6 protein-coding genes are annotated in these 13,011 nt (G+C 65.9%); all 6 read left to right on the top strand.

The features are described from left to right. Positions 1–282 precede the first annotated feature (282 nt). The 6 genes from V6U90_RS24680 to V6U90_RS24655 all read left to right on the top strand — a co-directional run bounded on the left by V6U90_RS24680 (position 283) and on the right by V6U90_RS24655 (position 12,552). Positions 283–1,563 carry a hypothetical protein gene (locus V6U90_RS24680; protein WP_334441202.1) on the top strand — a complete coding sequence of 427 codons (1,281 nt, stop codon included), beginning with the start codon at positions 283–285 and terminating at the stop codon, positions 1,561–1,563. 69 nt (positions 1,564–1,632) lie between these two features. Then, positions 1,633–2,871, top strand: coding sequence for a restriction endonuclease-related protein (locus V6U90_RS24675; RefSeq protein ID WP_334441199.1), 1,239 nt, complete (start codon positions 1,633–1,635; stop codon positions 2,869–2,871). Continuing rightward, on the top strand, positions 2,868–6,212 hold the full coding sequence (locus tag V6U90_RS24670; protein ID WP_334441196.1) for a hypothetical protein: 3,345 nt from the start codon (positions 2,868–2,870) through the stop codon (positions 6,210–6,212). The genes V6U90_RS24675 and V6U90_RS24670 overlap by 4 nt, the downstream gene beginning before the upstream one ends. Then, the gene (locus V6U90_RS24665; RefSeq protein ID WP_334441193.1) at positions 6,209–9,016 is read left to right on the top strand and encodes an RNaseH domain-containing protein; all 2,808 of its coding nucleotides are present in this window, start codon (positions 6,209–6,211) and stop codon (positions 9,014–9,016) included. Before V6U90_RS24670 ends, V6U90_RS24665 begins: the two co-directional genes overlap by 4 nt. A 348-nt stretch (positions 9,017–9,364) precedes the next feature. Continuing rightward, positions 9,365–10,264 carry an HNH endonuclease gene (locus tag V6U90_RS24660; protein ID WP_334441191.1) on the top strand — a complete coding sequence of 300 codons (900 nt, stop codon included), beginning with the start codon at positions 9,365–9,367 and terminating at the stop codon, positions 10,262–10,264. A gap of 434 nt (positions 10,265–10,698) precedes the next feature. Then, positions 10,699–12,552 carry an AAA family ATPase gene (locus V6U90_RS24655; RefSeq protein ID WP_334441189.1) on the top strand — a complete coding sequence of 618 codons (1,854 nt, stop codon included), beginning with the start codon at positions 10,699–10,701 and terminating at the stop codon, positions 12,550–12,552. Positions 12,553–13,011 lie beyond the last annotated feature (459 nt).

The raw sequence follows: 13,011 nt of genomic DNA, 5'->3' as shown, positions 1-13,011 counted from the left end.
GGTCGCAGGACCTGCAGCATGCCGTTTACGTGGCTGCCGTAGGGCCGGTACGCGCCTGGATCCGGCATTGACGGTGAGGGACGCCTCCAGCCACGGCGCTGCTCGACTAGTCAACACATCCGTGCAACGATCATACATATGTTCGATACTTGATGAGCCGTGAGTCGAGGTGATCCCTAGGGTCACCTGCAGATCGGCTCGTGACGGGTTATCGTCGCTGGTGGGGACGGTTGCGATGGCTATGAAGGCTATGTCTGCGGATGTCGGACCGACGTGGGTGGCGTGACGACGGTTGTTGCCGGCGCTGGTATGTACGTGCCTGCGGCACGTCGGCTGATCCCGGGAGCGCTGGCCGCACGGCGGCTGACGTGTGGTTTGGCACGGCGCGATGCGGCCGTACGCGCAAGGCTGTCCGCCCGCAAGGTGTTCCTCTATGAGGAAGGTCTGCTCGCGGCGACTCCGGCTGAGGTGGAACGCCTGGCGAAGGCAGTGAGTTGCCGCCCTGACGAGCTGATCGACATCGTGCCAGGCCAGGAGACGCTTGCCGACTTGCGCTTCTTGATCGGGCTGACGCTGGCCCGTACATCGAAGTTGTTGGAGGCGTCTCACGCCGGTCAGGATCTGCGCGTGTCGGCAGGGGCGCTGTCGGCGCTCGAGTGCGGTGAGTCGATGGCCGGCCGGGATTGGGCGGAGCCAGTAATGACCGGTCGTCTCTTGCCGGCGCTGGCCAAGATCTATCGGGTGCCGACCCGCGTGGTTCTGGACGCGTGGATGCGTACCAGGCCGGAGGATCCTGTCCCGGCGTTGGAAAGCGGAGAACGCAGGGGTCCGTCTCGGGCCGCTGTTGAGGCGTGGGCATCGCTCAATGAGCGGCAGCGCGTGTATCTGGGCGAGATCATGCGCGACGATCGGATGACCGAGACCGAGATGTGGATGCGCCGGTTGCAGCGGTTACCGGTGCCGCCGGCCGCCGAGTGGCGGCAGCTGCCGCTGGCCCTGAAAGCGGCGTCGTCAGAGCCGGGTCATACGCGTCTCCAGGAGCGGCTGCGCCGACGCGGGGTTCATGACCCGGGCGCCGGTCCGACCCTGCACGCCCTTGCCCGCCGAGGCCTGGTGATCGTGACCGAGGATGTCATCGATCATCCGGATGCCGGTGAGATCGTTCGGGTTGCCGTCAAGATCACCCGACGTGGGCGGGCTGCGGCCCGAGCGGGCCTGGATGAGGCAGTCGAGGTGGATCACGAGCCACACCTGTTGTCGGAGTGGTTATGGGGTGTATTGGTCCGGGTCGCGTCGGCCGAGCCCGAGGGCCTGCCGGAGGATCGGCTCGCGGGTAGATCTTTGTTCTTTCTTGGCGTCGGTTATCGCAATGCGGCCGGTGGTCCGCCGAGCAGAGGTTTGATCGAGGCAGTGCCCGTGCTGGCGCCGGGAGGAACGCACGTGATGGAGTTCCGGTGGCAGTTGACCGATCTTGGCCGGCGTCACGTCGTCGAGTTCGCGGACACCTATCGTCAGCGGTATCCGCGCGTGGACTGTCCCGGACTCGAACGCCTCATCGTCTGATTTCTGACACCGACCTCGGCCCCTTTCGGGGCTCGCTCTTGTCAGAGGGTGTGTCTAACATCCGCCCTCGTGACTCATGCTGTCGATGACGACGCGCGCGCACTAAGCGATCTTCATGTTCGCTACCTCGTGACCAAGGCGGCCCTGCATGCCGCGAAGGCTCTCACTGCTGCCGGATGGAAGCCGGAGCGGCGGCTGGAGACCTTGCTGGACTGCCACGGGATTGTGCTGGCTGCCCGCGGCCCGGGAAGTCCGCTGCCGTTCGGGTGGTTCCGTCAGGCTCTTTCGGGTGACCTTGCGCAGCTGCTTCCCGAGGGAGTGGAGCCGGTCGATCTCAAGGGGTTGCTCGTCATGGATCGGGACGGACAGGTCACGGAGGACGCCTTCGATCTGGACTTCGAGCAGAGGATGCTGCTGCACACTCTGCGCAAGCTCGATCGCAGCTCGGACGTGCTCGCAGGTGTGCGGGAACTGCGGGAGGAGGTGGAGCAGGAGACGGTGTATCTGGCTCTGAGCAAGCCGGGCGTTCAATCGGTCTACGAGAACGGGCGTACGGATCTGATCCAATATCCGTCCGGGCCGACAGATGAGCTGGCGGAGTTGCGTCTGCCGCCGACCGTGGTCGAGTTCTACACCGACATCCCGTACGCCTCGATCCACCAGGGCTGGTGGTACGAGTGTCCTATCTGTCGGTGGCCGATGCGGCTGGCGTTGGGTAAGAGCGCCGGTGCGCTGGTGGGCTCCGCCCGATGCTGGCACACCCCGCACGCCGATATGGGGGCCTCCTACCTGTTCCGTCCGAGCGATGACGGTTCTGCTGCCGAACTTCTTCCCGAACCACGCCCGGACCGTCCCGCCGCCCGCGAAGCCGTGCTGTTTCCCGACATCGACGCTATTCCCCAGCCGAAGCCGGCGGAGAACCACAAGGCGCTGGCCCGGGGGATCTGGCGATACACCACGGTGCCCGGGGTTCCGGAGCTGGCGCTGCGGGACCGGCTGGTCGAACGCGGGCTGAAGGTGGACCTCTGGCCGGCCCTGGACGCCTACGACCTGAAGGTGACCATTCCCGGCACCAAGACGTCCTTCAAGGTCGACGTCAAGGACTACACGTCGGCGACGACGCTCGCGAGCCTCATCCACGCGCAGGAGGGTGACCGCGGCGGCGCCGGATGGCTCGTGGTCCCGGACTACCGGGCCGGACAAGTCCCGCTGCTGTCCGAGGTGTGCCAAAAGTACGACATGAAGGTGGCCACCGCCTCGGCCTTCGGCGAGCTGGTCTGCAAGCAAGCGGGGGTGAGGTGGGCATGAGCGAACCGACCGTGCAGACCAGCGTGGTGCACGCTGCCCTGGCACTGGCAGCTCACTATTTCCCGCGTCGTATCCCTGGTGACGCACGTGACGTCGCCGGGTTCGCCGACGCCGCGTTCCTGCTGTCCGGGAAGTACACGGTGTGGGACCGCTGGAGCAGCCTCACCCACGACGAGAAGCAGCGGATCGCTTTTGTCGGATCGATCGCCCCGGCCGACCTGGCGGAACATCGCGCCTTCTCGGTCGCCGCCCGCACCGCTCTCACCCCTTCCGACCTAGGCCCGGACGAGGAACAGGAACCCATCGCGGCCTTCGAACTTGCCGGAAACAACCCGTTCAGGGCTGACGCCGCGGTTCCTCGCGTTGGTGGGAACCTGCTGGACTACGTCGATCGCCAGACCGCCCGGTTCCGGCGCCCAAGCGTCCGCCCGAAGCCGCCGGACTTCGCGGGGCCCGGAACGTGGAGCACGCCCACGATCTACGTCAAAGACGGCGGTCAGATCCACGGGCGGGTGCGGATCCCGCGCTATCCGCACTTCACTGAACCGTTCGCCCTCGACCAACTGCCGCACGTGTCGAGCATCCCCTACACGCCTGAGCTGCAGATTCCCACACACGAACTCCTGACGCTGGCCGCCCATATTGACGAACGCTTCCCGCCGGACAAGCGGTTCCTGCACACCACGCTCACCGGCCTGGTCGACGTGCTGCAGACCACCGATGTCGTCTCACCCCGTGAGGTCTTGACACTGTCGGCCGTCGGCCTGGAGATCTTCCACGCTCCCACCGGCACCGGCAAGAGCGTGCTGGTCCGGGTAATGGCAAGCTGGTTCGCCCTGCGCAACCTACGAGTCACGCTCGTGCAACCGGACATCAAGTCCTGCCTGGCCATGACCTGGCACATCCAGGGTGACCTGGCCTATCTCCGCGAGCAACAGGATCTGGACCATACGCCTACGTGCGCGCACCTGATGTCCTCGAGCAGCATGCGCGAGCGGGCCGTCAAGCACGCTTCGCTGATCGACGAAGACCCCGAATCGCCCGGCGACTGGGGTCTACGCGGAGAACGCGACATCGACCCGCTCGCCTACGGATGCGCGCAGCGCGAGTTCACCGAGTCCACCGGCGACTACCCGCCCGGACGTGAGCCCTGCCTCTCGCTCGGCCGTCAGGGCGTGGGGGTCTCGGCCTGCCCGTGGATCCCGACCTGCAGCAAGTTCACCCCGGTCTACGAGGCGTGCGACGCGAACGTCGTCGTCATGAACCATTTCTACTTCCTGCAGGGCACCCTGCGGATCGGCGTCAATCTCGATGGCCGCCCCGTGGGGACCTTGACTGCTGCCGAGTTCGCGCTGCGTACCAGCCATGCCGTGCTCATCGACGAGGTGGATCAGTTCCAGTCGAGGGCCATCGAGCGCTGCGCCAGCGACGTGAAACTGCACTCGCGCCGTCATTGGACCTCGGCCCCTCAGGAGATCGACACCGACGCGAAACGGCTGCCCATCGACGACGAGAACATGTTGTTGCCGTCGGTCAGCCACGTGCGGCTCATGGCCGAGTTCTTGCTCCTGAGCATCTGCCGTAATGCGCTCAAACTGCACGCTGCCGAGGACCAGCGCGCCGAGGAACGCATTCCCGACCAGACCAGCAGCCGCTGGCACATGGCCCGTGGCCGCGACCGTACGCTGGCCCGACTGCTGTGGCCCGATCTCGATATCGGCGACGCGGGCATACCCACCGAAATCGTCGAGCGGATCAACGCGCTGATGCCTGAGCGCTACCAGCACGCCGATCGGCACGGACGCGCGAGCGGCGCGCTCGAACCGGTGTGGGCGGACGTCCAACGGGGCCTGAGCGCGCTGGTAGGACCACGAGGCGAAAGCCTGCTCGACGCGATCAAGCTCGAACTGCACGAGTTGTTGGGCGACGTCATCAAGGACGGGCACCGCCGAGCTCAGATCATTAACCTGCTGGCGACCCGCGCGGTGATGATCGAACTCGACGAGGCCCTGGCCGAGGTCCGCAAGAACGCGCAACGCTTCCGGTCGTCCGGGTTGCGCTCCGCCCAGAAGATCATCGAACAGCTACAGCACTCGGCGATCACGTCCGTGATGCCGATCGGCATGCTGGGCCGCTCCCTGACCGGTTACCGGGTCACCGGTCTCGATGACAGGCAGAAGAGCGCCGAGCTGGTCGCCCAGACGATCGGCGGTGACCCGCATCTGTTCACCGCCGAACTCGGCGGGATCGTCTCGCTGAGCCTGGCCGGGACGCAACGGCCGGTCATGGGGCTGTCAGCGACGGCGTTCTTCCCGCAGGCCGTCCGCGAACACGTCCACGCCCCGGTCCGCTGGTGGATGACCGACGCGCAAGCTCGCTCCATCCGCGCCCGGAAGCGGCGTATCGACTATGGCAAAGGGCACCCGCTGCTCGGCGAGCCAATTAAGGTCTCGGGGCTGCACGCCAGCCGAAAGCGAGACGCCCTGATCGAGCTCGGCGACCAGCTGTATGACCGGCACATTCGCCGGGAGCTGGAACGGGCCGCTCGCGAGGACCCCGACCGCGCCCACGTGCTCGTCGTCGCGAACTCCTACGAGCAGTGCGCCTGGCTCGCCCGCGGCATCGCCCAGTCCGGGAACTACCGGTCCGGGCTGTGCGTGGCCGTGCGGGCCGAGGACCGGCACAGCCTCAATCCGGACCTGCCCCGCGAGAACTTCGCCGTCCGGCTCACCCAGGAAGAATTCGAGACTTTCCCGGACCGGGGCAACATCCTGGTCGTGCCGCTGTCGCTGATCGCGCGTGGCCTCAATATCGTCAAGGGCATCCGCTCCGCGGTGCGCTCGGTCTACCTGTGCGTGCGGCCCCTGGCTCTGCTGAACGAGCCGTCTGAAATGTACGGAAGCATTAACGCAGCCGGCATGCGCGCCCTCCCCGCCGGTGGAAGCAGTGATCCCGTCGCCGCGCTCGCCGACGCCCGAGACGCCGCGTGGGAGCGGCTGAGGCTGTTGCTGCGCTCGGCGAGCCAGTTCACCTCCATGCAGAAGTCCCTGCAGGAGGAAGTGGTCGCCGGCATGATCGTCGACCTCATCCAGCTCGCCGGTCGGGCCCGCCGTGGCGGCACCGAGGCCGTCCTGCACATGGTCGATTTCGCGTTCCACGAGGACACCTGGAGCGCTGACCTCGACACCATCCTGCGCCGTATACACGCCAAATGGCCGCCTGACGTGCGCAAACAGATGAACGACCTGTACGGCGAAGCGCTGAAAGCGTTTCTGTCATACGCCGGAATCGACCCCGACGAGCCCACCTCGCTGGACGCCTTCCGAGAAGAGGACGAGTGACCCGACACCACCGCGAGCCCGGACGCTATCTCGACACGCTCGCGTACCGCTGCACCCCCGACCTCGTCGGCGACGACGTCGTGTACCTGAGGAACCTGGACGCCGAGACACGCACCCTGTGGGAGAACTTGGACCGCACCTGCCAGAAGCGGTACGGCAACGACTCCGCCCGGGCCCCGTACTCGATCGCCACCACCGTGCTCAGCGTGCTCACCGGCGGATACGTCCACTTCGAGCCCGGCGGTCCCCAGCCGTTCCTCGCATCAAAGGAGCGAATCGACGACAAGCTTCTGAGCCGGGTGTTCACCCTCACGTACGGGTTAGCCCAGGGTACGGCGATCCACGAAATCGACCTGCGGCAGCCGCCGCAGGTGGCGCAGAAGATAGCCGACACGCCGGAGAGCGAGGTCTGCCTCGCCGAGCACGTCCGGCCGCAGGCCGGTACTCAGCCGGTGTCCCCGAACTGGGTGTTTCGCACGATCGCCTGGGGCTTGGCGCGAAAGCTGGCCGGCCCCTGGACGGTTCGCGACGGCCTTGTCATCCCGTTGCGGCCAGATGTCACCGGCGGGTTGATCGCCCTTGACGACCCCTGGGAGAACGACCAGGGCGGCCGGTACGCCCTGTCACGTACGGCCCTCACCCTGCAGACGGTGCCGAACATCGCCACCCCCGTACTCATGGTGACCTCACGGGTGACCCGCATCTCGGACTCCCTGATCTACAGCAGGACCGTGCTGGCGGTCCAGCCCGGCGACAACCACCCGATCCTCGAAGTGGGCCTGCACGGTGGTGGCGGTGCCCGCACGATCAGCCGCTACGCACTCGAGGCGCTCGGACGCCTCGAGATGGACTACTCCGTCCTGCAGGCCATCGCGACCCGCTCGCAGGCCGAACAGCGGATGCGCGCCGCAGCCATCGCCGAGGCAGGCAGCGATCGCAAGCCCACCCTGAACTTCTCCCGTGATCGCCCCGCCCAGATCTGGCCCGTGCTGCCCAAGAGCCGCCCATTCCCCATCGGCGTTGGCACCGGCATGCACCACCTGCGAGTCCTCAACCAACACATCCTGGACCGGTTTGAGGGCCGGGCAGAACCTCTCGTAGCACGCGCCACCGCCATGGCTCTGCCGCACCGACCGACCGACCCCGAGAGGAACGTGCCCAAGGCGGAGATGGACCGCCGTAAAGCCGAACGCGAAGCCACCGGGTCGAAGAAGGCCCTACGGGGCAAGGGCAGCGCGTTTCCCGAGCCCGCCTCCATCGCCGCCGCGGTCAAAGCGGCCGGCTTCACGAAGCTGCGCCTGGTCTGCCTCTGGTACCGCGATGAAACCCGGCTGCGGATGATCGCTACCCTCGCCAAGACCTACGGCCTCGCGACCGAGGGCCTCGACCCGCACGAGGGCCAGGAGATCGATCTCTTCGGCGGAACGATCACCGCCGTCTTCCACCTCGCGGCGGACTTCCTGGCGCACGGTAGCCCGAACGGCCGGACAAAGGCATTGAACCCCGCCGCTGCAGCACTCGACTCCAGCGGCGGCGTCCTGATCGGTGCTTGGTGCGAAACCCACATCCCCACCACCGACGACCTCCCAGGCCTCAAACCCGCCGAACTGGAAGACGCGGACGCGAAGCCACAGAGCAAGACGATTCTCGCGAGCAAGGACATCGCCAGTCAGTACCTGCTCGGCAGGAACGCCAACGGCATCATCGAGCCAAAGGACCCCGACCACCCAGCTGAAATGGCGCTGCTCGACCTCTACCGCTCCCTCGGCATCATCGATGACCGCATCGCCAACGCCCTGCGTCCTGAAAAGCGACACGCGGCGTACGGGGCCGACCGTCTCGCGCACGTCGGCTTCCACATTCGCCAGCAAAACAGACGCAAGGGTGAGAAGAGCTCTCCCAGAACGGTCGTGACCGCAACCGCGTTGATCCCGTCGACGACGCCAGGCGACGTGTGGCAATTGCTCGGCTGGAGCTCGACCGTCGCCTCGTGGCAGCACTATCGCACAGCCCAGAACCAGTTCCACGGAACCGAATACCCGCAGGAGGCCGGCGGCAAGAAGTCGTACCGTCAGCGCTGGGACGACGTCGGCGACATCATCGAACAGGCCATGCAGGACCTCGCCGAGGAGCTCGACGGCCGGCCGTACGTCGTCACCGTTGACGAGGACAGCGCCCGCCGCATCTGGGATGGGTTGCAGAACAGCAAGCAAGGCAGTCGGCCCGAGACAGGGAAGAGCAAGCATTGGCTACCGGGCTACAGCCTTCAAGATGATGAACGCCCCGACGCCATCATCCGCATCAACATCGCCGACGACAGAGTGCCCCAGCCGATCGCCTACACCCACGTGCTCAGCACACGGAACGCCGTAAGAGAAGGCGGAACGACCACCGCTCTGTACGAGATCGAGACGGACTTTGACACCCCGGTATGGATCCTGTCCAACGTGCCCCGCGCTTACGACGGCGGCAACTCAGGTCGACTCGGCGCTAAGTACACCAGATGGGACGCCCAGCGGTCCGTCATCTCCGACAAACGCGAAGAACGCCGCAAGAGCGAGATACCCGAACCGTGGTACTCAATGACCGCTACCGAAATCTACCCGATCGCCCTTAATGACCGTGTCAGCCATGAGGCACTCGCGGTCGCCACCGCTCAGCTCTGTCACCAGACCCTGTATTGGTCCGGCCGTGCCCGCTACCCAGTCGCACTGCACGCGGCCATTCAAATGGACGAGGACCATCCACAATATCGCCGCACAGCGCAGTTGCCCGACGAGGAGGAAGACGGCTCGGGACGATAAGCAAAGCAGGTAGCAGGAGGAGCGGGCAGCGCAGGCCATCGCGATGATCGCGTTGCGACAGCGCCGCCTGGCGCCACGTCACCGCGCATGCAAACGCTGATCCTGGTTCTCGAACGGGGACAGGGCTCGTGCGACGTCCCCGAGCCTTTTGATCGCCTGCCCAGGGCGAGTTTCCCTCGGCACGATTGTGCGGCTTTGGGCGACACCGCGAGCAGGCAGTCGACAAGCCTGCCTCCCCGTGATGCGTTCGCCGCGGCCCTCTCCGGCCCCTGCCCGGCGCGGGCCGCGGCGCTCACCTCGGCTGTCTGATGCCCGCCCGCGCTGCCCGGTCAAGGAAGGGGTGCCCTCGTGCGTAAGCGGCCACCAGAGGCGATGTCCGTGGACCGGGCCGGGGACGTCCCTCTCGATTTCGGCGATGAGCCGCCAGGGCCGACGGATACGGCGCCGCTCAGGCTGCTCGAGGTGCTGCGCCCCCGCTCTTTCGACCGCTGCCCGATCTGCGGTGACGCCGCCACGACGGAGGAGCACGTACCGCCGCAACGGCTCGGCGGCACGAAGATGACCCGCACGTGCGACCGGTGCAACCACGGATTCGGCAGCCTCGTCGAAGCCGACCTCATCGACTGGCACGACGGCGCTTTGACGATGCCGTCGTTCGAGGCGGACACGGTCCGAGGCAAGCGGCAGACAGGCCGGCTACTCGTGCGATGGACACCGAACAGGCAGTTCGTTCTCCTTCCCGAAGGACGCATCGATCCCGCCATCCGCGAGATCCTGGCCGCCGGGAACGTCACCCTGGAGGTCTCACCACCGAACGAGAACCGATGGCGTCTCGCACTTCTCAAGTCGATGTACCTCGCCGTATGCCTCAACGCCGGCATACCCGAAGGCGAACCAGCCGACCGCATACGGGCAGAACTCATGGCCGTACGCAACGCCAAGCGCAAGGCCGACGTACCCGTCAGCGCGATCGCCCACGGGCTGACCGTGCTGCGGCACTGGGGGGATCCGGTCACCGAGGAATCCGTGGTGCTGGCTGAGATTCAGCTCGAAACCGGACCGCTTCTGGGAGTCCTCCTCGCAGGCCGCGTGTTCGTCTCCCTGTCATCAACAGGCGGCGAAGCCATGCCAGCACCGACCGGGCGCCTCACCCACCAACTCCAGGTCGGAACTCCGGTGACAGGCACGGTCGCCTCCGTTCGCCCCGAGCCTCCGCCGCGACGGACTCGCCGGAACCAGGCGGGGTAGTTCGATCTCGTCGGCCGCGCCGGAGTTACCACCGGCTTCGTGACGACCGCCTTGTTCCTCGGCGCTGCGTCGCCGGCCCTGGGCCTGCGGTCGTGGGCGCACGCGGCAGCTCAGGCCACTGCGGTAGTCGCGGTCGGTAACAGCACTGCCTGCAGCAAGGACCGTAGTCAGCCTGAGTCAATCCTGGTTTTCGGCTGGGCGCGGCTCGTGGCGGCGTCCCATAGCCGACCCCGATGAGCAACTGACGGCCAGGCTTGGTGGATAGTCGCCTCCGCTGTAGGAGGTCATGCTGGTGGCCCGCGAGTCGTTGACGGGCAGCTCATCGCTGCCGGGGTATGTTGTGGGGCCCAGTGGCGATAGCCGCCGAGCGTTACGACAACGGTTGGCGTAGTGCTCGCTCCCTGGCGGAACTTGTAGAAAGCTGGAGTCAATACGTGCGTCTTGCAACGATCCGAGTGCAGGGCTTCCGGAGCCTCGCCGACATCGGCCCTCTTGAGATCAGCCAGCCGATGATCTTGGTTGGCCACAACGACAGCGGGAAGACAGCATTCCTCGACGCCCTGTCGTTCCTGCTGGGCGCGTACACACTTTCGGATGAGGACCGCACGTACCTCGACACGCAGCCCGGTCCCTCAGACTCGCCGGCGCGGCGACGGGTCGAGGAAACGATCGTCACGGGTGAGTTCCAGCTCTCCGTCCACGAGCAGAACACCCTTGCCCTGCCTTCCCGTGTGCGAGTGCGTCGCGCGCGGTTCCCCTCCGGCAAGGTCGAGGCATCGGTTGAGCTTGACGTTGCCGAGGACGAGTCCTTGCGCGGGTTGGCAGGTAAGAAGCTGGATGAGCTTCGGCGTCTTGCCAAGGAGAACTTGGTCGACTTGCAGGGCAAGACCCGTAAGGAAGACATCGTGCAAGTGCTGGAGGACTTCGCCAAGGGAGAGCCGACAGTCAGAGACTGGGTTTCCCTGCCGGCACAGGTACGCGATGCCCTGCCTCGGGTGCTGCGTTTCGGCGATCACGAGTCAGCCGAGTCCGCTGTCCGGTCAGCGCTCAACGCCCGATTTCAGCAGCACTTGGAAGATCCTAAGCTCAGTGAGCAGGTCACCGTCCTGCAGCAGGAACTGAGCGCGCGAGTTCGTGAGGACGCGCAGGGCCTGGTCGACCACATCAAGGCACGATGCGACGAGTTGACCTCGGTCGAGGTGAAGCCCGAGATCAGCTTCACCAAGGTCCTGAAGGCCACACATCTGAATCTGGCAACCGCCGACGGTGAGGGCGTCGGCGTCGGTCGCTCCGGCGCCGGACGGGCCCGACGGGTCAGCCTCGCCGTCTGGGAATGGGCCAGCGACGCACTGCGCGACACGCTGAACACGCCGGGGCCTGACGCCGAAGCGGCCGGTGAAAGCTGGCCGCACGACTGCATCGTCATCTACGACGAACCGGACACCCATCTGGACTACCTGCAACAACGTCGCATCATGAAGGTCATCCGCGAGCAGAGCGCTAACGAGCACATCGGGGTGGTCGTCGCTACTCACTCGATGAACCTCATCGACGGCGCCGAGCCCGGCGACATCGTCCACCTGCGGCTGCAGGCAAACAACCGAACCGAGATCGACAGCATCCTCACCTCAGATGCCCACGACTTGCAAAGCCGGCACCTGATGCAGATCGCCGCAGCTCTCGGCCTACGTAACACGATCCTGCTTCACGAACGGTTCTTCCTCGGCGTCGAGGGAGACACCGAAATGGTAGCTTTCCCGATGCTCTTCCGCCTGGTCACCGGGCGGACCCTGCAGTCCGCAGGCATCGTTCTGGTGCCGTGCAATAAGGATGAGGGCGCCATCATCTTCGCCGGGCATCTCGTCAAGCACGGCAGGCGTGTCGCCTTCGTCGTCGACGGCGACGTGTACGGCAAGAAGTTCTACAGCGAAACAAGGCTGGCGAACGCCGGGCTGGTAAAGCGCGAGCACGTGCACCTGCTCGGCGACCCTGGCAACGAGTTCGAGCACGAGTTCTCCGACGAACAATGGGCGCACGCCGGCAACACACTCTGGAGGCGTACCGACGGCCGCCCCTGGAGGGCAGCCGACATCGCCGAACTGCGTAGCGGCCCAAAGTTCAGCGCGGCGCTAGAGGATGCTTTCCGGGTCAACAGCGATACCGGGCCCAGCGGGAAACCAGCCACCATGGCAGGCCTCGTGCGCAGCCTCCAAGACGCATCCGAGGTCCCTCCGAAGATTCAGGAGATCTTCGCCAAGATCACTGCGCTCGCCGCACTCGACGAATGACCCGTCTGTTCGGCGCGGCGGGCTAGCATCCGCACCCGCCGTTGCGCGGGCGTCGGTGCCTCCCAGCCGTGCCATCCGCGGCCTTCGGTCCATAGCTGGACGTGATCGCGTTCAGCTATGCCACACCATCGGCAGCCGTTAGGTGGTGTCGGCTGTCCATGCTGGTTGAGGACTTGCACGAGACTTCCTCCTCACCCGCGCGCCTGATCCCACTGTGCCACGGGGGTACGACGATTTCTATCGGTCGCCGCCACACATCACGGCCGGACGGACGGACGCATGAACGTACACCCTTTGTAGTCGTATCACACTGAATGCTACGCCAGGTACGCTTTGTCTCCTGAGTCCATGTTACGAGTGCCTGTCAGCGGTGCAGGGGTGAGGTCGATCAGCAGGGGGTGCGTTTCTTTTTGAGTGAGGTTGTTGTCCGGGTCATGCGGCTAGGGCGAGTTGGTCCTT

Source organism: Micromonospora sp. CPCC 206060, assembly GCF_036906895.1.
Lineage (GTDB): Bacteria > Actinomycetota > Actinomycetes > Mycobacteriales > Micromonosporaceae > Micromonospora.
Note: the sequence above shows the minus strand (reverse complement) of the source record. Positions and strands in the feature narration are given on the sequence as shown.